Source organism: Amycolatopsis sp. WAC 01375, from assembly GCF_003947325.1.
Lineage (GTDB): Bacteria > Actinomycetota > Actinomycetes > Mycobacteriales > Pseudonocardiaceae > Amycolatopsis.
Window position 1 is genome coordinate 14,595 of record NZ_QHHW01000049.1, and the last position, 21,287, is coordinate 35,881.

General features: G+C 69.3%; 17 protein-coding genes. 10 read left to right on the top strand and 7 right to left on the bottom strand.

All coding sequences use genetic code 11. The features are described 5' to 3' along the window. The first annotated feature begins 4 nt into the window (after positions 1–4). Both DL991_RS32775 and DL991_RS32780 read left to right on the top strand, forming a co-directional pair. Positions 5–982 carry an iron-siderophore ABC transporter substrate-binding protein gene (locus tag DL991_RS32775; RefSeq protein ID WP_125788230.1) on the top strand — a complete coding sequence of 326 codons (978 nt, stop codon included), beginning with the start codon at positions 5–7 and terminating at the stop codon, positions 980–982. Next, positions 982–2,997 (top strand): iron ABC transporter permease, encoded by a 2,016-nt coding sequence (locus DL991_RS32780; RefSeq protein ID WP_125788231.1) that lies wholly within the window; start codon positions 982–984, stop codon positions 2,995–2,997. The genes DL991_RS32775 and DL991_RS32780 overlap by 1 nt, the downstream gene beginning before the upstream one ends. Positions 2,998–3,054: 57 nt before the next feature. Here DL991_RS32780 and htpG read toward each other — a convergent pair whose 3' ends face one another. Genes htpG through DL991_RS32795 form a run of 3 tightly spaced genes read right to left on the bottom strand, consistent with a single transcriptional unit; the run spans position 3,055 to position 7,826 of the window. Next, the gene (gene htpG, locus DL991_RS32785; RefSeq protein ID WP_125788232.1) at positions 3,055–4,920 is read right to left on the bottom strand and encodes a molecular chaperone HtpG; all 1,866 of its coding nucleotides are present in this window, start codon (positions 4,918–4,920) and stop codon (positions 3,055–3,057) included. Positions 4,921–4,949: 29 nt separating this feature from the next. Beyond that, entirely contained in the window at positions 4,950–6,536 is a 1,587-nt protein-coding gene (locus tag DL991_RS32790; protein WP_125788233.1) for an alkaline phosphatase D family protein, read from the bottom strand. Between the two features lie 51 nt (positions 6,537–6,587). Further along, a complete protein-coding gene (locus DL991_RS32795) occupies positions 6,588–7,826 on the bottom strand; it encodes a YncE family protein (protein WP_125788234.1) in 1,239 nt (412 codons plus the stop codon). 145 nt (positions 7,827–7,971) lie between these two features. On the opposite strand from DL991_RS32795, the gene DL991_RS32800 reads away from it, so the two are divergent. Together DL991_RS32800 and DL991_RS32805 are read left to right on the top strand one after the other, a co-directional pair. Beyond that, positions 7,972–9,111 carry a CdaR family transcriptional regulator gene (locus tag DL991_RS32800; protein ID WP_125788235.1) on the top strand — a complete coding sequence of 380 codons (1,140 nt, stop codon included), beginning with the start codon at positions 7,972–7,974 and terminating at the stop codon, positions 9,109–9,111. A gap of 62 nt (positions 9,112–9,173) precedes the next feature. Continuing rightward, positions 9,174–10,835 (top strand): sulfatase, encoded by a 1,662-nt coding sequence (locus tag DL991_RS32805; protein ID WP_125788236.1) that lies wholly within the window; start codon positions 9,174–9,176, stop codon positions 10,833–10,835. Positions 10,836–10,849: 14 nt separating this feature from the next. Here DL991_RS32805 and DL991_RS32810 read toward each other — a convergent pair whose 3' ends face one another. After that, positions 10,850–11,812, bottom strand: coding sequence for a YafY family protein (locus DL991_RS32810; RefSeq protein ID WP_125788237.1), 963 nt, complete (start codon positions 11,810–11,812; stop codon positions 10,850–10,852). Positions 11,813–11,873: 61 nt separating this feature from the next. Between DL991_RS32810 and DL991_RS32815 the strand changes: the two genes are divergently transcribed. Then, positions 11,874–13,031 carry an epoxide hydrolase family protein gene (locus DL991_RS32815; RefSeq protein WP_125788238.1) on the top strand — a complete coding sequence of 386 codons (1,158 nt, stop codon included), beginning with the start codon at positions 11,874–11,876 and terminating at the stop codon, positions 13,029–13,031. Positions 13,032–13,317: 286 nt separating this feature from the next. On the opposite strand, the gene DL991_RS32820 is transcribed toward DL991_RS32815, so the two are convergent. Then, positions 13,318–13,677 carry an arsenate reductase family protein gene (locus DL991_RS32820; protein ID WP_125788239.1) on the bottom strand — a complete coding sequence of 120 codons (360 nt, stop codon included), beginning with the start codon at positions 13,675–13,677 and terminating at the stop codon, positions 13,318–13,320. A gap of 90 nt (positions 13,678–13,767) precedes the next feature. On the opposite strand from DL991_RS32820, the gene DL991_RS32825 reads away from it, so the two are divergent. After that, positions 13,768–14,337: a YdeI family protein gene (locus DL991_RS32825; protein WP_125788240.1), complete on the top strand. Its 570-nt coding sequence runs from the start codon at positions 13,768–13,770 to the stop codon at positions 14,335–14,337. Between the two features lies 1 nt (position 14,338). Here the strand turns inward: DL991_RS32825 and DL991_RS32830 are convergent, their stop codons facing one another. After that, positions 14,339–15,544 (bottom strand): PP2C family protein-serine/threonine phosphatase, encoded by a 1,206-nt coding sequence (locus DL991_RS32830; protein ID WP_125788241.1) that lies wholly within the window; start codon positions 15,542–15,544, stop codon positions 14,339–14,341. Positions 15,545–15,553: 9 nt separating this feature from the next. Next, entirely contained in the window at positions 15,554–16,249 is a 696-nt protein-coding gene (locus DL991_RS32835) for a TetR/AcrR family transcriptional regulator (RefSeq protein WP_125788242.1), read from the bottom strand. A 58-nt stretch (positions 16,250–16,307) separates the two neighbouring features. On the opposite strand from DL991_RS32835, the gene DL991_RS32840 reads away from it, so the two are divergent. The 4 genes from DL991_RS32840 (at position 16,308) to DL991_RS32855 (ending at position 21,157) form a co-directional block, all read left to right on the top strand. Next, positions 16,308–17,105: a thioesterase family protein gene (locus DL991_RS32840; RefSeq protein WP_125788243.1), complete on the top strand. Its 798-nt coding sequence runs from the start codon at positions 16,308–16,310 to the stop codon at positions 17,103–17,105. A gap of 78 nt (positions 17,106–17,183) precedes the next feature. After that, the gene (locus tag DL991_RS32845; RefSeq protein ID WP_125788244.1) at positions 17,184–19,247 is read left to right on the top strand and encodes a hypothetical protein; all 2,064 of its coding nucleotides are present in this window, start codon (positions 17,184–17,186) and stop codon (positions 19,245–19,247) included. A 116-nt stretch (positions 19,248–19,363) separates the two neighbouring features. Further along, entirely contained in the window at positions 19,364–20,560 is a 1,197-nt protein-coding gene (locus DL991_RS32850) for a ricin-type beta-trefoil lectin domain protein (protein ID WP_125788245.1), read from the top strand. Between the two features lie 174 nt (positions 20,561–20,734). Further along, positions 20,735–21,157 (top strand): DoxX family protein, encoded by a 423-nt coding sequence (locus DL991_RS32855; protein WP_125788246.1) that lies wholly within the window; start codon positions 20,735–20,737, stop codon positions 21,155–21,157. Positions 21,158–21,287: the final 130 nt, after the last annotated feature.

Below are 21,287 nucleotides of genomic sequence, written 5' to 3' on the forward strand. Positions count from 1 at the left end.
AACCATGCGTTTGCGAACCCCTGCCGTCCTCGTCACGGCGACGGCCCTGCTGCTGTCCGCCTGCGGCACCACCGAGAACACCGCGGCCGCGCCGAGCGACACCGCCGCCGCGAGCGGACCGGTCACGGTGACCGACGCGCGCGGAAAGGCCGTCAACCTCAAGGCCCCGGCCAAGCGGGTCGTCGCGCTCGAGTGGGGCGAGGCCGAGATGGTCGCGTCGCTCGGGGTCATGCCGGTCGGCGCCGCGGACGTCGCGGGCTACAACGTGTGGGACAAGGCCGCCCCGCTGACCGCCGAGGTCAAGGACGTCGGCAAGCGCAACGAGCCCAGCGTCGACGCGATCGTCGGGCTGAACCCCGACGTCGTCATCATGGCCGAGGAGCGCGACTCGACGCTGGTGCCGCAGATCGAGAAGTACGTGCCGGTCGTGGTCACCAAGGCCAGCGACGCGAGCCGCAACTTCGACCGCCTGCGCGAGGACTTCAAGCTGATCGCGAAGACGGTCGGCAAGGAGTCCGAAGCGGACAAGCAACTGTCCGAAATGGACGCCAAACTCGCCGAGGGCAAGAAGGCCGTCGAGGCCAAGGGCGCCGCGGGCACCCCGTTCCTGATGGCCGACGGCTACCTCGAAGGCAGCACCGTCAGCATCCGCCCGTTCGGCAAGGGCTCGCTGGTCTCCGACACCGCCGAGGCCGTCGGCCTGAAGAACGCCTGGACCGGCAAGGTCGACCCGCAGTGGGGTCTCGGCCAGACCGACGTCGAAGGGCTGACCGCGCTCACCGACCCGAAGACCGTGCTGTTCTACAGCGCGGCCGAAGAGGACGTCTTCACCACCGGGCTCGCGCAGAACGCCGTCTACCAGCGACTGCCGTTCGTGGTGTCGAAGAAGATCCACAAGCTGGAGGCCGGGACGTGGACCTTCGGCGGGCCGAAGTCGATCATCATGACCGCCGACCAGATCGTGAAGGCAGTCACGGCCTGATGCGTGCCCGCACCATCGCGGTGTCGGCGGGACTGGTGGCGCTCATCGTCGTCCTCGCCGGCATCCACCTGACCCAGGGCACCTCGGCGTCCGGGCCGCTGGACGTGGTGAAGGCGATCTTCGGCCATGGCGACGCGCAGACCCTCGCGGTACTGGAGGGTTCGCGCGTCCCCCGGCTGCTCGCCGCGTTGCTGCTCGGGGTCGCGCTCGGTGTCGCGGGCGCGGGAATGCAGTCCGTGGCACGGAATCCGCTCGCCTCGCCCGACACGCTCGCGGTCAACGCGGGCGCGCATTTCGCCGTGGTGGCCATTTCCGCGTTCGGGCTTTCGCTGCCACTCATCCCGGTCGGCGGGGCGGCGTTCGCGGGCGGGCTCGCCGCGGCCGTCATCGTGCTGGGCCTGGCGGGCGGCGGTTCGGCGAGTCCGCGGCTGGTGCTCGTCGGCTCGGCGGTGCTGCTGGCGCTCCAGTCGGTGACCATCCTGATGCTGCTCATGTTCGAGCAGGAGACGTCCGGGCTGTTCGCCTGGGGCAGCGGTTCGCTCACCGTTTCCGATCTGCGGGCGACCGCCCAGATGACGCCGATCGTGGTGATCGCCGTGGTGGCGCTCATCGCGATGGGCCGCAAACTCGACGTCCTCGCCCTCGGCGACGACAACGCGACCGTGCTCGGCCTGCGGGTCCGCCGGACCAGGGTGGGCGCGGTCGTGCTGACCGTCGCGCTGACCGCGGCGGCGGTGACCGTCGCCGGACCGGTCGGGTTCGTCGGGCTGAGCGCGCCGGTGATCACGCGGCTGCTGTTGCCGATCGCCAAACACCGCGCGCTGCTGCCGGTGTCCGGGCTGGTCGGCGTGGTGACGGTGCTCGGCGCCGACGTCGTCCTGCGGGCGATCATGGGTTCGGCCGCCGCCGTGCGGGTGCCGACCGGTGTGGTGACCACGATCGTCGGCGCCGTCGTGATGGTGTGGCTGGCGCGGCGCGGGCGGGGCAGCGGCTCACGTCGTCCGGCTCCGGCAGGACGCGTCGGGGTCGCCGGATCGACCCGGCGGCTCGTGGCCATTTCCGTCGTCCTGGTGGTGCTGCTCGCCGTCATCCCGCTGGTGGGCCTGATGCTGGGCGACCGCATGGTGCTGCTCGGCGACCTCGCGAACTGGGTCACCGGCAACACCGGCACCGCGCTGACCTTCGTGCTGGACCAACGACTTCCGCGGGTGCTGGCCGCGCTGCTCGCCGGTGCCGCGCTGGCGGTTTCGGGCTGCGGGATCCAGTCGGTCAGCCGCAACCCGCTCGCCGAACCCGGTCTGCTCGGCATCACCGCGGGCGCCGGACTCGGCGCGATCACACTGATCACCATCGTCCCCACGGTCGGTGCCTGGTCGATCGCCGGAGCCGCCGGTGTCGGCGCGGCCGTCGTGTTCGTGCTGGTCTACGGGCTGGCTTGGCGGTCGGGGCTCGATTCGGACCGGCTGGTGATCATCGGCATCGCGGTCTGGTCGGCCGGGATGGCGCTGATCACGCTGCTGATCGTGGTCTCCGACCCGTGGAACTCGGCCAAGGCGCTGACCTGGCTTTCGGGGTCGACCTACGGCCGCACGCTGGAACAGGTCGCGCCCGTGGCGCTGGCGCTCCTCGCGCTGACGCCGTTGTTGTGGATCAAGCACCGCGAGCTGGACCTGCACGCCCTCGACGAGGACACCCCGCGCGTGCTCGGGATGCGCATCGAACGATCGCGGCTGATCGTGCTGGCCGCCTCCGGGATCCTGGCGGCCACCGCCGTGTCCGCGATCGGTGTGGTCGCGTTCGTCGGGCTGGTCGCGCCGCATCTGGCGCGTTCGCTCGTCGGCGGACGGCACGGCCGGGTGCTCCCGGTGGCCGCGGCGCTCGGCGCGCTGCTGGTGAGCGTCGCGGACACCGTCGGACGGACGGTCATCGCACCCGCCCAGATCCCGGCGGGCCTGGTCATCGCGATGGTCGGGACGCCGTACTTCGTGCTGGTGCTCTGGCGGACCCGGCCGTAGAAGTCCGTGAAGGACTCCTTGAGGGACTCTGGGTCCTTCAAGGAGTCCTTCACGGAACTACAGGGTCTTCTGGAGGTGGGTGGCCAGCAGCTTCGTGAAGCGGGCGGGGTCGCCCAGTTCGCCGCCTTCGGCCAGCAGAGCCATGCCGTACAGCAGCTCCGCGGTCTCCGCGAGGCCTTCGGATTCGCCCTTCTCGGCGAACGAGGACCGCAGCCCGGTGACCAGCGGGTGGCCCGGGTTGAGTTCCAGGATCCGCTTGATCTGCGGCATTTCCTGGCCCATCGCGCGGTACATCTTCTCCAGCGTCGGGGTGACGTCGTTCGTGTCGCCGACGATGCAGGCGGGCGACGTCGTCAGCCGCGACGAGAGCCGGACCTCCTTGACCTGCTCGGAGAGGGTCTTCGTGAGCCAGGTCAGGAGTCCGGAGAACTCCTCCTTCTGCTCGTCGGTGGTGTCGGAGTCGAGTTCGACCTCGCCCTTCGCGACCGACTGGAACTGCTTCTCCTCGAAGCCCGGGACCGCGTCGACCCACATCTCGTCGATCGGGTCGGTGAGCACGAGCACCTCGTATCCCTTGGCCTGGAAGGCTTCCAGGTGCGGGGAGTTCTCGATGCTCTGCCGCGACTCGCCGGTCAGGTAGTAGATGTGCTCCTGGCCGTCCTTCATCCGCTCGACGTAGTCACGCAGCGACGTCGGCTTCTCCGGATCGTTCGTCGACGCGAAGGAGCAGATGTCGAGGATCGCGGTGCGGTTCTCGTGGTCGTCCAGCAGGCCTTCCTTGACGGCGCGGCCGAACTCCTTCCAGAACGTCTCGTACTTGTAGGGGTTCTCGTCGGCCATCAGGGTCTTGACCGTCGAGAGCACCTTCTTGACCAGGCGACGGCGGATCAGCTGGATCTGCCGGTCCTGCTGCAGGATCTCGCGCGAGACGTTGAGCGAGAGGTCCTGCGCGTCGACGACGCCCTTCACGAAGCGCAGGTACTCCGGCATCAGCGCTTCGCAGTCGTCCATGATGAAGACGCGCTTCACGTACAGCTGGACGCCGCGTTTGCGTTCCCGCATGAACAGGTCGAGCGGCGCGTGCCCCGGCAGGAACAGCAGCGCCTGGTACTCGAAGGTGCCCTCGGCCTGGAGCCGGATCGTCTCCAGCGGGTCGTTCCAGTCGTGCGCGACGTGCTTGTAGAACTCGTTGTATTCGTCTTCGGTGACGTCGCTGGACGAGCGGGCCCACAGCGCCTTCATCGAGTTGACCGTGACGACCTCTTCGCCCTCGGTCATCCGGATCGGCCAGGTGATGAAGTCCGAGTACTTCTTGACGATCTGCTTGATCTTCGTGGCCGAGGTGTAGTCGAAGAGCTGGTCTTCGGCGTCCTCGGGCTTGAGGTGCAGGACGACCGACGTGCCCTGCGGCAGGTCTGGGACCGTCTCGATGGTGTACGTGCCTTCGCCCTCGGACTCCCATCGGACGCCTTCGTCCGATCCCGCGCGGCGCGTCAGCAGCGTGACCTTGTCGGCCACCATGAAGCTGGCGTAGAACCCGATGCCGAATTGGCCGATCAGGTCCTGCGAGGCCGCGGAATCCTTGGTCTCCTTCAGTTTCTTCAGGAATTCGGCGGTGCCGGATTTCGCGATCGTGCCGATCAGCGCCACGACGTCGTCCCGGCTCATCCCGATTCCGTTGTCCCGCACGGTCAGCGTGCGGTTTTCGAGGTCGGTCGCGATCTCGATGTGGAGATCGTCGGTTTCCGCCTGGAGGTCCTTGTCGCGGAACGCTTCGAGGCGGAGTTTGTCCAGTGCGTCGGAGGCGTTGGACACCAGTTCCCGCAGGAACGTGTCCTTGTTCGAGTAGATCGAGTGGATCATCAGCTGAAGCAGCTGACGTGCCTCCGACTGGAACTCGAGTGTTTCGGCAGAGGTTGTCACGCGGCAATATTACCGAGCGCGTGGGCGGGTCAAGCCAGCCTCTGCCTGGCCACCTCGATCAGCCCGTCACCGGTGGCCTGTTCGATCGTCGTGACGGCGGACCGGCCGGCGGTCTCGACCGTGGCGACCACGTTGCCGAAATGCGGTCCCGACGTCTTCCTCCAGTCGAGCGGCAGGGGGCCGACACCGCCCCGCGCCGCCCACCGGCGCGCGAGCGTGGCCAGCGAGGCCGACCAAGTGGCCCCGAACGCGAGCCGGAGCGGCCTCGGCATCGCGTTGTGCACCGGCGAACAGGTCAGCTGGTACACCGCCGACGTCACCGGCTCGGGGTAGCGCGCCTCGGCGATGTAGGCGTGATGGACGTCGCCGGAGAGCACCGCGATGGTGGCGGGCGGATCCTCCCGGCGCCCCTCACGCGCGATCATGGCGGCGAGCCTGTCGAACGACGCGCGGAACGACGCCCAGTGTTCGAGGTCCGCGGCCTGGCGGATCTTCTCCGCGAACCTGCCCCGGAGGCCGCCTCGCGCGCAGGCCCGTTCGTTGAGCGACTGGAGATGGGACACGACCGGCGGCAACAGCCACGGCAGCGACGACCCGATGAGCAGGTGGTCGCAGGCGTCGGCGGCGTTGTTTTCGATCCAGTCGAACTCGTCGTCGTCCACCATGCACCGGGCGCCGCCCGCCAGGATCCGGCCCGCCCGGCTGTCGATGACCAGCAGCCGCACCTTGCCGAAGTCGCGGCGGTAACTCCATCGCGCGCCCTTGGTGCCGTCGCGGTCGTCGTCGGCCTCGTCGGCGAACGCGACGAGCAGGCCGGCATTGTCACCGCCGGAGGTGACGGCCTTCCGGAACGTCGGGTCCTCGGCGAGTTCGGCCGGGCCGAGGTTCCCGAGATGCTGGTAGACCCAGTACGACATGATCGCCCCGCGCAGGCGCTCCCGCCACCACGGCCGCGCGCGCATCTGCTGCCGCCATGTATGCGAGGTGTTCCAGTCGTCGCGGACGTCGTGGTCGTCGAAGATCATCGACGTGGGCACGGTGGAGAGCAGCCAGCGGATCGCCGGCTCGCCCCAGGCTTCGAGGTAGAGGTGCGTGTACTCCTCGAAGTCCGTCACCTCGGTCCCGGGCGGCTTCGAGATGTCACGACGCCGGGAGAGCCATTCCTGCGTCTCGTCGGTGGTTTCGTCGGCGTAGACCTGATCGCCCAGCATCAGCAACGCCTGCGGCCACTCGGTTTCCTCGCCGTCGGCCATCCGGCGGGCGTACGCGACCAGTGCGTCCGGGCCGAAGGTGTCACCGTCGTGCGGTTTGCGGCAGGAGCCGAACACGAGCCGGACCCGGGACTCGTTCTCGGGCAGGGTCCGGATGCGGCTGGGCGGGAACCCGGAATCCGGCAGAGGCCAGGCCTTTTCGCCGTCCACACGCACCTCGTACTCGGTGCTGGTGCCCGGTTCGAGCCCGGTCAGCACGAGCAGGGCGTAGTGGTGACCCCGGATCTCGAACGTCCTCGCGGTCGTGCCGAGGACTTCGACCTCACTCGCGGTGCCGGTCTCGACCCACACCGTCGCCGACGTCTCGTCGACGTGGCGCAGCAGCGGACCCAGGCGCAGGCTCATTCCTGAAACGGTGCCACAGTGGATCCAAGATCGTGCGCTGAGCGGCGAAGACTACCGGCCCGCGGGCCCCGTCCAGCCCTCCGGAACGTGCCCGATCCGGATGCGCTGCGGGTGGTCGCCGACCGGGACGGACTTGACCTTCGCGCCGGTGGCGAAGTCGATCGCGGTCACCTGGTCCGATCCGCTTTCCGAGATGACGCAGTGCTTTCCGTCACCGCTCACCGTCGCCCAGTACGGCTTCGCGGCCGTCACGAGCTGTGCCTCCCGCAGGCTCGCACGGTCCACAATGGTCGCGTAGTCGTCCATCGTCCCGGCGACGCACAGCTTGTCTCCCGCCGGGCTCATCGACAGCCCGTGGTGACGCGAGTCGTTGACCCAGGTCGTGCGGTCCTCGCTGGTGTTCGGGTTCTTCGGCAGCGTCTTGGACCGCGTGATCCGGTCGGTGGCGACGTCGTATTCGAGCAGGCCGTTGAAGAAGGAGACCTGGAAGTACAGCTTCGACTCGTCGGGGGTGAACGCCACCGGCCGGACGGCGTCGGACAGATCGCTGCGCCCGAAGGCGTCCAGACGCTGGCGCATGTCGATCACCTTGACCTGCTGGAAGGTCTTCGCGTCGACCACGGTGAGCTTCCGGTCACCCTTGGTGAAGTCCTGCCACGGCGCGTCGAGCGCGGTGTTCACCTCGCCGATCGAGCTGTTCCAGAGGTACCGCCCGCCGTCGGTGTAGGTGTTCTCGTGCGGTTTGTCGCCGGTCTTGAACGAGCCGAGCTGCTTGCCGGTCTCGATGTCCAGCACGTGGACGGTGTTCGACGTCGAGGCCGACACCGCGATGCTGCGGCCGTCCGGCGACACCGCCATGTGGTCGGACCGGAACCCGGACACCGGGAACCGCCAGTTGACGCGGCCGGTGGCGAGGTCGATCGACACGACGTCGGCGAAGCTCGGGCGGGAAGCGACGACCGAGCGGCCGTCGGGGGTCGTGTAGAGGTCGTCGACGAGCTGGTCGTGCCCCTCGCCGACGCCGTTGCGGATACCGAGGAAGAACGCGAGCTTGATCGGGTTCAGGTAGATCTCGGTGAGCCGCTCCTCCTTGTCCGGCACCATGTTGACGCGCGCGATCTTGGCGTAGTCACCGGAAGGCCGGATGACGTCCGCGGTCCCCTCCCAGTTGTTGCCCACGAACAGGACCTGCCGCAGGGCCGCGCTCGCGCCGGCGACGGGCACCGAGCCCAGCGCCGCGACGGCGAGGCAGGTCACGAGGACGGTGTTCAGCAACCGGCGTTTCCGCATCGGGCGCACCTTTCGGCGAGGGCCTGTTACCTTTCGGTAGCTCACAGGAAACCAACCGGCCGGACACCCTCGGTAGGGGCCGGTCGCCAAGGACCGCCGGCTTCGTTGTGCACCGGGCACAATCCCGCGCGGGAAGGCGGTGGCGATGGCGCACCGGTCGCTCCACGGCGTGCTGACCGCGATGGCGGCCGACGCCGACGTCGTCGACGAAGTGGTCCGCGCCGCCCGCACGGAATCGCCGGAAGTGGCGCGGTTGCCGGTGGACGAGAACCGGCGGCACGTCGCGATCGTGCTCGCCGCCGGTCTCGCCTCCTTCGACCGGCCGGGTGGGGCCGGGGAGCAGGACTACGCCGCGGCCGCCGTCCTCGGTGCGGACCGGGCCGCGCAGGGTGTGCCGCTCGCCGCACTGCTTCGCGGGGTGCAGGCGGGCCGCAGCCGCGCGGTCGAGATCGCCGTCGAACGCGGCAAGGCGGCAGGCGTTCCGGACGACGTCATGCTGGCGGCGCTGGTGGACTTCGACCGGAACACCCGCGCGCTCGAACGCCAGGTGATCGCCGGTTACCACGAAGCCGAACTCGAACTCTCCCGGACGGTCCACGACAACCGGGCCCGGCTGCTGCGGCGGCTGCTGAGCGGGGACACGACGCCGCCTTCGGCCGAAGAGGTCGCGAACACCGGGCTGAACCCGGGCGGCCGCTTCCACTGCCTGCTCTCCGACGTCGGAGATCCGTACCAGGCCATGGTCGTCGAGCGACGGCTCGGCGCGACGGGTGGCGTCTTCGGCCTGGTCGAGGGACGGCTGACCGGGCTGGCGCCGCGGCTGCCCACCGCGGCGGCGCTCGGGGACGACGTCCTCATGGTGGTCTCCCCCGCCGTCCCGCTCGCCGAGGTCCGCGCGATGCACGCGCTGTGCGTGATGGCGCTGCCGACGGCCGCGCGCTCCCGCGGTCTGCACGCGGTGGCCGACCTGGCCGTGGAGACCGCGCTCGCCGCCCAGCCGGGGCTCGCCGCGCTGCTCGAAGGCACCCTGTTGAACGCCCTGACGCCAGGCGATCCCTTCCACGAGCAACTCGTCTCCACGGCGCTGGCCTACCTCGACCACGGGCGAAGGCTCGACCAGACGGCCGCCGCGCTGCACGTCCACGCGAACACCGTCAGGTACCGGCTTTCCCGGCTCGGCGAGATCACCGGAACGTCGCTCGACCCGCCGGAAGACGACGGCGGCACGCATGTGCGGCACACCGTCGGCTGGTGGTGGGCGCTGCGCACCTGGCGCTCGGGCTGAACCGCCGGGGTCCGCCATCCGTGTAACCCGATGAAGGCAGTCCACCCCGGAAGGAACCCGCCTTGTCGGTTTTCCCGCGTCCCGCCCTGGTCGGCCTGCCCGGCGACCGGACGACAGCCCGCGAAATCGCGTCCAGCGCGGCGACGACCGCGTCGACGGTGCTCGTGCTGTTCGCCCTGCTCGCGCCGAAGGACCTCGATGGGCTGACGCCGGCGGCGTTCGTGCGGCTGCCGGTGGAGGCGCTGCTCGGGGTGGCGGTCGTGCTCATGCTGCGCGACGGCGCGAGGCGGATCGTCGCGGTGTCCGCCGGCGCGGTCCTCGGGGTGTTGACGGTGGTCAAGGCCATCGACATCGGCTTCGGGCTCGCGCTGAACCGGCGGTTCGACCCGGTGTTCGACTGGGGTGTGCTCGGCAACGGCGTCGATCTGCTCGGCACGTCGATCGGCCAGGCGGGCGCGATCGCGTCGTTCGCCGGGCTGACGCTGCTGGCCGTGGTCGTGATCGTGCTGATGGCGCTCGCCGTCCTGCGGCTGAGCCGGGTGGTGGCCGGGCGGCGCACCACGTCGACCAGGGTGACGGCCGCGCTCAGCGTGATTTGGATGGTGTGCGCGGTCTCGGGCGCGCAACTCGCTCCGGCGCAGCCGCTCGCGTCGCGCAGCGCGGTCGCCTTCGCCTACGAAGACCTCCGCCAGGTGCGGGCCGGTATCCGCGACCGGGATGCCTTCGCCGAGGAAGTCGCCGTCGACGCCTTCCGGGACGCGCCGCCTTCCGGGCTGCTGAACGCGTTGCGCGGTAAGGACGTCCTGTTCACCTTCGTCGAGAGCTACGGGCGGGTGGCCGTCCAGGACTCCGACATCGCACCCAAGGTCGACGCGGCTCTCGACGCGGGGACCGCGCGGCTGAAGAACGCCGGATACGGCTCGCGCAGCGCGTTCCTGACGTCGCCGACGACGAGCGCGGGAAGCTGGCTGGCGCACTCGACGTTCCAATCCGGCGTCTGGGTCGACAGTCAGCATCGCTACGACGACTTCGTGAAGACCGACCGGTTCACCCTCGGCGGCGCGTTCAAACGCGCGGGCTGGGAGACCATCGGCGTCGTCCCGGCGCATACCGAGGACTGGCCGGACGGCAAGGTCTACGGCTACGACCGCTACTACGACTCCCGCGGAATCGGCTATCGCGGCCCGCCGTTCTCCTACGCCACGATGCCGGACCAGTTCACGCTTTCGGCTTTCCAGCGCGCCGAACGCGCGAGGCCGGACCGGCCGCCGCTGATGGCGGAGATCGATCTGGTCACCAGTCACTGGCCGTGGACGCCGCTCCCCCGGATGGTCGACTGGACCGCCGTCGGCGACGGGTCGATCTACAATCCCATGCCCTCCCAAGGGAAAACGCCCGAAGAGGTGTTCACCGACCCGGCCAAGGTGCGCGAGGCGTACGGCGACTCGATCGTTTATTCGCTGAACTCGCTCATCTCGTATGTGGAGACGTACGGCGACGACGACCTCGTGCTCGTCTTCCTCGGCGACCACCAGCCGAATCCGATCGTCGCCGGCGCGGGCGCGGATCGCGACGTGCCCGTCACCGTGGTCACGCGGGACAAGGCCGTGCTCGACAAGATCACCGGTTGGAACTGGCAAGCAGGCCTGAACCCGGACCGGAACGCGCCGGTCTGGCGAATGGACGCGTTCCGAGACCGCTTCCTGACCACTTTCGCCCACTGAAGCCCCGCAATTCGTCACCTACTTGCGGTCGCGTCGCGGTACCGGTCGGCCAATTCCCGCAAGTAGGTGACCAATTGCGGGGGGTCGGTGACCCGGAACGGGAGATTGAGCAGTCCTAAGTGGACGGCCATCGTCTCGATGCTGTCCGCGCCGGTGTGCAGCACGCACGTGTTCGCGTCGACGGCCTCGACCGTGCCGACGGCCGGGTTGATCCGCGCGGTCACCTCTTCGGCGGACGCGTGCACGGTGACGTCCGCCCGGTATCGCCACGCGGCGGACGAGACACCGCGCCGCACCCGGTCCGTGACGTCCTCGGGCAGCTCACGCGCGGTGAACCGCGGACCCGTCGGGACGCGCGGCGTCAGCCTGTCGACGCGGAAAGTGCGCCAGTCGCCGCGGTCGAGGTCCCACGCCACCAGGTACCAGCGACGGCCCCAGTTCACGAGACGGTAGGGCTCGACCTTCCGGACGCTTTCCGAACCGTCGTGGGCGCGGTAGCCGAACCGCAGGACCTCGCGATCCCGGCAGCAGGCCGTCAGCACGGTGAGGGTCTCGGCGGCGACGCGCGGGCCGGGCTCGTCCCTCGGCACCGGGATCGTGTACGCCTGCAAGGCGTTCACGCGGCGCCGCAACCGCGACGGCAGCACCTGCTCGAGTTTCGCGAGCGCGCGCAACGACGTCTCCTCCACGCCCGCGATGGTGCCGCCCGCCGCGGTGCGCAGGCCGATCGCGACCGCGACCGCCTCCTCGTCGTCCAGCAGCAACGGCGGCAGCTCGGCACCCGCGCCGAGCCGGTAGCCGCCGACCGAACCACGGGTCGCGTTCACCGGATAGCCGAGCGCGCGCAGTCGCTCGACGTCGTTGCGGATCGTCCTGGCGCTGACCTCCAGGCGTTCCGCCAGTTCGGTGCCGGTCCAGTCGCGGGGGGTCTGCAGGAGGGAGAGCAGACGCAGCAGTCTTGCCGAAGTTTCCAACATTTCTTCAGGCTGCCCCTCCATTAGGAACGGGATGTTCCTAATGGCACTCTACCTTGGTCTTATGAACGAGAACACGGAGATCAAGCCCTTCCGCATCGACGTCCCGCAGGCCGAGCTGGACGACCTGGCCGACCGCCTTGCCCGCGTCCGCTGGGCGAACGAACTGCCCGCCGACCAGGTGACCGACGGGGTTCAGCGCGGACCGGTCACGCCGGGCTGGGAGTACGGCGTGCCGCTGGAGTACGTGCGGCGTCTGGTCGCGTACTGGCGCGAGGGCTACGACTGGCGTAAGTGGGAGGCGAAGCTCAACGAGTACCCGCAGTTCACCACCGAGATCGACGGGCAGAACATCCACTTCTTGCACGTCCGCTCGCCGGAGCCGGACGCGACGCCGCTGATCCTCACGCACGGCTGGCCGAACTCGGTCTTCGAATACCTCGACCTGATCGGCCGGCTGACCGACCCGCGCTCGAACGGTGGCGATCCGGCCGACGCGTTCCACGTCGTGATCCCGTCGCTGCCCGGGTTCGGCTTCTCCGGCCCGACGCGGGAGAAGGGCTGGAACCGGTACCGCACGGCTCAGGCTTGGGCCGAGCTGATGCGCCGTCTCGGCTACGAGCGCTACGGCACGCACGGCAACGACGCCGGTTCGTTCGTCGCCCCCGAGGTCGGCCGCGCCGCCACCGAGCACGTGATCGGCGTGCACGTCACGCAGCTGTTCTCGTTCCCCAGCGGCGATCCGGCGGAGTTCGAGGGCATGACCGAACAGGAACTGGAGTACCTGCAGTTCCTGCAGCACTTCAACGACAACATGTCCGGCTACGCGAAACTTCAGGAAAGCGCCCCGCAGAACCTCGCGCACGCGCTGGCCGACTCGCCGACCGGGCAGCTGGCCTGGAGCGCGCAACTGCTGGCGGGCACGAGCGACGACCACGTGCTCACCAACGCCACCCTGTACTGGCTCACCAACACCGCGGCCTCGGCGGCGCGGTTCTACTACGAGGACAAGCACGCCGAGCACCCCAGCGAGCCGACGACCGCGCCCACCGGCCTCGCGAGTTTCGCCTACGACTTCCGGCCGCTGCGGCGCTTCGCCGAGCGGGACCACGCGAACATCGTTTCGTGGCAGGAATTCGACCGCGGCAGCCACTGGGCGACCCAGGACGCGCCGGACCTCCTGCTCGGCGACATCCGGGACTTCTTCCGCAAGCTGGCGTGAGTGGCGGATCAGGTGGGTCGTGAGTGGCGATTCGGGTTCTGGCGGACCGGTATTTGCCTACCCACTGGTGCCGGTGTTACGGCAGGGGCCGGGCGTGGAGGATTGGGGGACGTTGAGTGTCCCCATCCTCCGTTGATCAAGATCCGGGGCCGGCATGACGTCGTGACGATGTGGGAATCGGGACACTCAACGTCCCAATTCCTACATCGTCAAGCCTCTCGGCCTGGTCCAGCGTAGGTAGGCAAATACCGGTCCGCCCTAACCCGAATCGCCACTCACGAGGCGGTCAGCCGGGCAGCACCGCCCGAACGGCTTCCGGGGTCCGCCCCACCACGGTCGTGCCGTCGTCGGCGGTGATGATCGGCCGCTGAATCAGCTTCGGATGGGTGACCAGTGCGTCGATCCACCGGTCGCGGTCGGCGGGGGTGCGTCCCCAGGTCTTCAGTTCGAGTTCCTTCGCGATCGGCTCGGCGGTGCGGGTGATGTCCCACGGTTCGAGCCCGAGCCGCTTGAGGACGGCCTTCAGTTCCTTCGCCGTCGGCGGCTCCTCGAGGTACTTCCGCACCGTGTATTCGGCCCCCGCGTCGTCGAGCATCGACACCGCCGAACGGCATTTGGAGCACGCCGGGTTCACCCAGATCTCCATCCGAGACCGCCTCCCTTCGAAAAGTGCTCAGTCGGTGAGCACTTTGCTTCCGATGATGGTCACAGACGTTACGGCGAAAGGAACCCGGTCATGGACGAGACCACCTTCAGTGCCGCCGACCCCGCCGAGTGGCGCGCGTGGCTGGCCGAGAACGCAGGGACCGAGAAGGAGGTCTGGCTGGTCATCCGGCACAAGGGCAGCGGCGTCCCCAGCGTCCGGATCGAAGAGGCGATGGAGCAGGCCTTGTGCTTCGGCTGGATCGACGGGCTGCACCGTAAGCACGACGCCACGAGTTCGCGGCTGCGGTTCACCCCGCGCAATCCCCGGAGTTCGTGGAGCCGGGTCAACCGTGAACGGGCCGCCCGCCTGATCGCCGAGGGCCTGATGACCGAACGCGGACAGGCGATGATCGACCTGGCCAAGGAGAAGGGCCGCTGGCAGGTCGTGCCGGACGGCGACGGCGTCCCCGAAGACCTGAGTGCCCGGCTCGAAGCCGACGAGGCGGCCCGCGCCCATTTCGAGAAGTTCCCGCCGTCGTCGAAAAGGCTGATCCTGGAGTGGATCCTGACCGCGAAGAAGCCGGAAACGCGGGAACGGCGGATCGCCAGGACCGTCGAGCTCGCGGCCGTGAACGTCCGCGCCAATCACCCGGTCCGGTGACTCAGTTCGGTTCGCGCCGGGCGACGAGGAGGGCGATGTCGTCCTGCGCGGGCGTCGTGCCGACGAGCGCGGCCATCACCCGCGCACACACCACGCCGGGCTGTTCGGCGGTGACCACGTCGGCGAGCCGCCGCAGGCCGACGTCGATCAGGTGATCCCTGCGCTCCACGAGACCGTCGGTGTAGAAGGCGATCACACCGCCGGGCGGCAGCTCGAGCTCCGCTGTGCGTCGCGGCGGCCCGGTGACGCCGATCGGCGGATCGACCGGGACATCGACGAACGCCGAGGGCCCGCCGGGGGTCGCGAGTACCGGCGGCAGGTGCCCGGCCAGCGAGACCGCGAACTTGTCCCGCGAAGCCGACACCAGCCCGTACACGACGGTGGCCAGCGCGCCCGGCTCGAAATGCTGGACCTTGCGGTCCAATTTGGACAGAACCTCGGCCGGATCGTCCGATTCGAGCGCGTAGGCGCGAAGCGCGCTGCGCAGCCGTCCCATGATCACGGCGGCATTGAGACCGTGCCCGGCGACGTCGCCCATCACGATGCCGAGGCGGTCGCCCGGCAACGCGAACAGGTCGTACCAGTCGCCGCCGACCCCGGGCTCGGTACCCGGCACGTACCGCGCGGCGAACTTCATCCCGGAGACGGCGGGCAGCCGCGCCGGCAGCAGGCTCCGCTGGAGCGCCGCCGCGGCCGCCCGGTCGGCGGTGGAGTTCTCGATCCGCAACGCGAGCGCGAGCCGCCCGGCCACCAGCCGCAGTAGTTCGATATCGGTCTCGTCGAATTCGCGCGGCGTCACGGAACCGACGTGCAGCACGCCGATCAGCTCGTCCTCGGCCAGCATCGGCACCCCGAGCAGGGCGCGCAGCCCGCGTTCCCACAGGAGCGCGTTGACCACGGTGGTCTCGTCGACGTGGTCGAGGATCACCGGACGCCGTTCCGCGGCCACCCGGCCGGCGAAGCCCGCCCCGACGGCGACCCGGACGTCCTGATAGACCTCCTCCTCGATGCCCGAAGCGGCGACGGCGTGCAGCAACTGCGCGTCCGGGTCGTGCCGGAGCACCGTGGCCGTGTCGACGCCGAGGACCTCGCGAACCCGCGCGAGGAGGGTGGCCATCACCTTTTCCTGGTCGAGGTGACCCAAGGTCGTATCGGTGATGGCTTCGAGCACCTGGAGTCGATCGTCGGTCGTCGGGGTCCCGGACATGCGAGGAGCCTATCCAGTCCGATGCCGCGATGTCGCCCAGCCCGCCGCCAGTTCGTCCAGGTCATCCGCCATTACGGCACTCGGCGGAATGGCGTCGCGCGGGACGCGGCAGGCGAGCGCCGTGCCGAGTCCGGCCATCCGGATGACGGTGTCGATCAGCGCTTCCGGCTCTTCCGGCCAGTCGAATCCCGGCTGCGCGATCAGCAGGCTCACGCAGCCGTGCATCGCCGACCAGAGACCCATCGCGAGGACTTCCGGTTCGCCGCGGAGAATCCCGGCCCGCACGCAGGCGGCGGTCGCGTCGGCGAGATACCGGAAACACGCGACCGCGCCGGGGGACGAGCCGCCGGAGGGGCGCATCAGGAGCACCCGGTACTGCACCGGATGGTCGAGGGCGAACCGGGCGTACACCCGTGCGCACCGGCTGAGCGCGCGCATGGGATCGGCCACCTCGGCGGCGTGATCGCGCATCCGGTGCCCGAGTTCGTCCCACACCCGGAGGCAGACCGCTTCGAGCAAGGCGTCGCGGCTCGGGAAGTGCGCGTAGACCGACGGCGTGGAAACGCCGGTCCGGCGTGCGACGGCGCGCAGTGTGAGCGCCTCGTCGGTCCCCGCCTCGCCGAGCAGGGCGTCGGCGGCGGACAGGATCTCGCCCCGCAGCTTCTCCCCTTCGCCCGGCCGCGCCTTCGTCCGCTTCGCGCCCATGCCGTGATGCTGCCAGCTTTGACTTGACACCGTCAACTTGACGGTGTCACCTTTGGGTATGGCGCACTTCCAGACCGCGACCGCCCTGCTCCGCCGCGGCGAAGACCCGGTGTTCGACACCGAACTCGATCCACAGTGGACGATCGGGGCGAAGCTGCACGGCGGCTACCTGCTCGCCGTACTCGCCAAGGCCGCCGCCGAGGTCTCCTCGCATCCGCATCTGACCGCGATCAGCGGCTCGTTCTCGGTGGCACCCGAGCCCGGTCCGGCGGTCGTCGAAGTCGAGGTGCTGCGCGAAGGCCGCGGCCTCACCCAACTGCGCGCGCGGCTGAGCCAGCACGGCGCGCCCTGCACCGAGGCCCTGATCACCCAGGGCGTCCTGACCGACGGCGACGCGTGGTGGTCCGGCGTGGACCCGGTCGAGATCCCGCCGGAGCAGGATTGCCTGCCCGTGCCCGCCGACGGCGGTGGCGGGTTCCGCATCGGCCTGATGGACGTCGTCGAGCAGCGGATCGACCCGGCCTCGGCGGGCTTCGCGGTGGGACAGCCGTCCCGGAAAGGCGTCATCTCGTCCTGGCTGCGGCTCGCCGACGGCACCGACTGGGATCCGGTGAGCCTGCTCGTGGCGCTCGACCCGGTGCCGCCGATCTCCTACGACCTCGGCATCGCGGGCTGGGCGCCGACCGTCCAGTTCACCGCGTACCTGCGCGGGCTCCCGGCACCCGGCCCGGTGCGGGTGCGGATGCGCGCGGGTGAGATCGGCGGCGACCGGATGGACGAAGTCGCGGAGCTTTGGGACGAAAAGAACAGGTTGATCGGGCAGGCGACCCAAATCGCCGCCGTTCGCGTCCCCTGAACCACCCGAAAGCAGGACCATGACGCGACGCCGGGAGTTAAGATCCGGCGTCGACGTCATTGTTCTGGGGGCAGAACCATGGAAGTGGAACCACGCCGCGCGGGCGAGAATGACTCCGACGGCTCCAACCCCGACGGAGCCGAGGTCACCCGGCTCTGCCGGACCCTGGTGCCGCTGGCGGCAGCAGGCAAATACGCCGAGGCCGCGTCGACCTATCGGTGGGTGACCAGGGCCTCGTCCGGGGCGCCGCTTCGCTACGGCGACCACGCCCTGCGGCTGGAGTTCTGCGCCCTCACCGGCAACGAGCACCTCGGTCTCGACCTTCTGTCGCTTTTGGACGGTGTCGGCGATCATTCGGACGCCGTCGGCAGGCTCGAATTCTTCGCATCGGCGGCCTTGCTCACCCGCCGGTTGACGGAAACCGGATACGGCGAGATCCGGTTCGTTCTCAACGGCCCGTACGACGGCCTTTCCCTGAGCAGGCTGAACGTACGGATGCGGGCGGCGGCGTTCGTCGAAGCGGAGGAACTCGACGGACGCGAGCACACCGGGTACTTCACCGCGCACGCCGAAGCGAAGATGGCCGCGAAACCGGTCGCGGAATTCGTCCCGCTCCTGCCTTCCGCGCTCCCCCGGGTCCCGATCCTGCCCCCGCCGGACCTGTCCGCGGAGGAACTCGTCGTCCGGGCGGAGATTCACAACCATCGGTGCGAACCGGAAGAGGCGCGAGCCTGTCTCGCCGCGATCGAGGACGTCCTGGACGAGCTCGTCCCGCGGCTGACCGAACTGCGCGCCATCTTCTTCCAGGGCGACGACACCGAGGAAAGACTGCGCGAGGCAGCCGCCGGATTCCGGCGACAGGGCGACGAGAACCGGTTTCTGCTCAACCAATGCTGGCTCGGCCTGTGGCTCGTCTTCGACGATCAGGCCGAGACCGGGGTCGCGCTGACGACGGTGGCCGCGGCGCGGTTGCGCGCGGGGCGGGACGATCACGCCGCCTGCTGGGGCGAATACTGGCTGGCGCACGTCCTTTCCGGACAGGGCCGCACCGTCGAGGCGTACGAGGCCTTGCGACGGGGAGCCGAGCGGGCTCGTGAAACGGGCGATCCCTTGCTCCACGGCACCCTTCTGTGCCTTGAAGCGTCGTTGCGGAACGGTGACGGCGAGGATCCGGTGACCACACTGGAACTCGCGCGGGCGGCGACGGACGCCTTCATCGTCGGGAACGTCGGAGAAAAAGCCGTCGAAGCCGTCGAGCAGGCCCGGATCGCTTATGAGCGAACGGGATCGCTCGACGAGCTTGACGTCTTCGTGGAGCACCTGCTCGCGACACTGCCCGTCGGCGGCCCGGAACGGTTGCGCGGACATCTCCGCCACCTCCGTGCGCTGTCCCTGATCGGCACCGGCCGATTCACCGAAGCCGTCGACGACGCGTACGCGGCCCTCGGTGCCGCCGCGTCGAAAGGCAAGGACACCGCCGAACACTGGTACGTCCTCGTCTCCGCACTGCACGGCGCCGGGCGCTTCGACGAGGTCCTCGACGTCGCGCCCCGCGCCATTTCGCTGCTCGCCGGGTCACCGGACTGGGACCACCGCTGCCGGTGGATGTACGCCGACACCTACCGCGCGCTCGGCGAATCTTCCCGTGCCTTCAACGAATACGCCGTCCTCGCCGAAATCCTCGAGGCCTCGGGCGACACCGGACACTCCTACATCTCGGTGAGCATGGCCGCCGCCGAACAACTGGACCTGCTCGGCTACGGCGCGAACGCCGCCGACTTCTACGCACGGGCGGCCGACGCGGCGGTGGCGATCGGCGGCGGCTACGTGGCAGCCACCTGCCGTAACGCGGCGACGCTTTCCCGGCTGCGGTCCGGCGACCTCGACGCGGCGCTGACCGCACTCGACGTCGCGGAAAACGCCGTCCACGCCGTGAAAACCGAGACCGCGCCCGCCAGGGACCATCTCATCGCGCAGCTCGACCACGTCGCCGCCCACGTGCTCAGCGCCGCGGGCCGGATCCGGGAAGCCGCCCGCCGCGCGCTGCGCGCCGCCGAAACGTTCCACCGGATAGGCGAAGCGGAGTCCGCCCGCGACGTCGACCTGTTGCTCGAACAGATACTCCTCGGTGACCAAAAATGACTCGTGTCCTGTTCTGTCAGTGACACGCTCACCGTTCGCCGCTTATGATTCCTGCTGGTCCAGACCTCTTTGCTGCATCCGGATGCCTCACCCCTGCGAGGTAAAGGCGGTTCGGCATGACCAGAAGATTCTCCAGACTCGTGGCCGTCGCCGCGTTGGCGCTCGGCGTCGTCTCCTTACCCGCTCCCATGGCCGCGGCGGCAGAAGCCTCGGCGGTCTGTGACGGCGATGGCGTCAGCGGAAAACGCGTTCAGGCGCTTTATGTCCGCGGAAACACGCAACCGGATCGATACGGGCAGTTCGTCGGCCAATTCCAGACCTTCACGAGCCAGATCGACGACATCTTCGTCGAAGCCGCGGCCCGGCTCGGCGGTGGCGTCCGGCACGTCCGGTACGTGCACGACGCGAGCTGCCGGGCGACCGTCGCGAACGTCGTCATCGCGCAGTCCTCGATGGGAGGCGTGGACACGATCACCAACGCCATCAAGGCACAGGGCTACAACCGCGCCGACCGCAAGTACATCGTCTGGTACGACGCGGGCGGCTGCGGGCTCGCGTTCGGCAACGGCGGCAACGACAGTCCCGGCGCGAGCAACCCGTACAACGGCGGCCCGCATTACGCCACCGTCGGCACGGGATGCTGGAGCTGGCAGGCCACCGGGCACGAACTCCTGCACAACCTCGGCGCCGTCCAAGGAAGCGCTCCGCACGGCACCCCGTACGGCCATTGCTGGGACGACGAAGACATCATGTGTTACGACGACGGCGGCCTCCCGCCGGGCGGCCTGGTGAAGGTCTGCCCCGGCGCGCCGGAGAACCAGATCGACTGCCTCGGCGACGACTACTTCCACACCAACCCCGCGCCCGGCAGCTATCTCGCCACACACTGGAACGTGGCCAACAGCGAATACCTGATCCGCGGCGGCTCGCCGTATCCGGCCGGGCGGATCACCGGCGTGACCGGCAAATGCGTCGACGTCGACCATTCGCAGATCGCGAACGGCACGGCGGTGCGGCTGTGGACCTGTAACGGCACCCCCGCGCAGACGTGGGCCGTGCAGAACGGAACTTTGCGCGCCCTCGGGAAATGCCTCGACGTCGCCAACAGCGGGACGGCGGACGGGACCAGGGTGCAGCTGTGGGACTGCAACAAGACCGGGGCGCAGACCTGGCAGCGACAAGGTTCGACGCTGGTCAACCCGCAGTCCGGTAAATGCCTCGACGTCGAGGGCGGTGGCACCGGCGAGGGCACGCGGCTGGTGATCCGGACCTGCGACGGCGCGGCCGGCCAGTCCTGGCAGGTACCCGCCTGATTCGCAATTGGTCATCTGAATGCGGTTCGGCGCCGGGTTGGTCCGTGAAGGACTCCTTGAGGGACTCTGGGTCCCTCAAGGAGTCCTTCACGGACTCGGAACACTCGACCATCGCAATTGGTCATCTGAATGCGGGGCTTGCGGGTCGCCGTGCCCCGGAGAAAGATCCCCGGCATGTCCGGAGGAACCAGCGGTACCCGCGGCCTGCCCCTCGGCTCGATAGTGCTGTGGGTCGTGCGCGTCGCGCTCGCGGCCGAGTTCCTCTACAGCGGCTACCTGCTGTTCGCGGGCGGCCACACCGAGCAGACCTTCGCCGAGATCGGGCTCGGGCAGTGGCTCCGGTACGTCACCGGTGTGCTCGAGGTCGGCGGCGCGATCGGCCTGCTCATCCCCCGCTTCGGCGGGCCGGCGGCGTTGCTGCTGGCGGGCGTCATGCTGGGCGCGAGCGTCACGGAGCTGTTCATCCTCGCCAACGGCGGCCCGGTCCTCCCGCTGATCCTGCTGATCGTCTCCGCGACGCTGGCGTGGTTCCTGCAAGATCAGACCCGCGCGCTCCTCGGCATCGAGCCGCCCGCCGAGGACGAGGACGACCGCTAGGGCGTGTTTCATAAGCCAAGTTCGCGGTCTTCGCGCCCAGGCGGCCCCTGACGGCACGGGCGGATGCGGCCGAGTACGACCCGGTACGAGGCCGATCCGCCCGCACCGCCAGGAACCACCTGGTACAGGG

Coding starts and splice junctions, on each gene's coding strand:
- DL991_RS32820 (WP_125788239.1), bottom strand. CDS start 13,677: ATGGAGATCTGGGTGAACCCGGCGTGCTCCAAATGCCGTTCGGCGGTG.
- DL991_RS32850 (WP_125788245.1), top strand. CDS start 19,364: ATGACCAGAAGATTCTCCAGACTCGTGGCCGTCGCCGCGTTGGCGCTC.
- DL991_RS32790 (WP_125788233.1), bottom strand. CDS start 6,536: ATGAGCCTGCGCCTGGGTCCGCTGCTGCGCCACGTCGACGAGACGTCG.
- DL991_RS32825 (WP_125788240.1), top strand. CDS start 13,768: ATGGACGAGACCACCTTCAGTGCCGCCGACCCCGCCGAGTGGCGCGCG.
- DL991_RS32815 (WP_125788238.1), top strand. CDS start 11,874: ATGAACGAGAACACGGAGATCAAGCCCTTCCGCATCGACGTCCCGCAG.
- DL991_RS32800 (WP_125788235.1), top strand. CDS start 7,972: ATGGCGCACCGGTCGCTCCACGGCGTGCTGACCGCGATGGCGGCCGAC.
- DL991_RS32835 (WP_125788242.1), bottom strand. CDS start 16,249: ATGGGCGCGAAGCGGACGAAGGCGCGGCCGGGCGAAGGGGAGAAGCTG.
- DL991_RS32780 (WP_125788231.1), top strand. CDS start 982: ATGCGTGCCCGCACCATCGCGGTGTCGGCGGGACTGGTGGCGCTCATC.
- DL991_RS32845 (WP_125788244.1), top strand. CDS start 17,184: ATGGAAGTGGAACCACGCCGCGCGGGCGAGAATGACTCCGACGGCTCC.
- DL991_RS32855 (WP_125788246.1), top strand. CDS start 20,735: ATGTCCGGAGGAACCAGCGGTACCCGCGGCCTGCCCCTCGGCTCGATA.
- DL991_RS32840 (WP_125788243.1), top strand. CDS start 16,308: ATGGCGCACTTCCAGACCGCGACCGCCCTGCTCCGCCGCGGCGAAGAC.
- DL991_RS32775 (WP_125788230.1), top strand. CDS start 5: ATGCGTTTGCGAACCCCTGCCGTCCTCGTCACGGCGACGGCCCTGCTG.
- DL991_RS32830 (WP_125788241.1), bottom strand. CDS start 15,544: ATGTCCGGGACCCCGACGACCGACGATCGACTCCAGGTGCTCGAAGCC.
- DL991_RS32810 (WP_125788237.1), bottom strand. CDS start 11,812: ATGTTGGAAACTTCGGCAAGACTGCTGCGTCTGCTCTCCCTCCTGCAG.
- DL991_RS32795 (WP_125788234.1), bottom strand. CDS start 7,826: ATGCGGAAACGCCGGTTGCTGAACACCGTCCTCGTGACCTGCCTCGCC.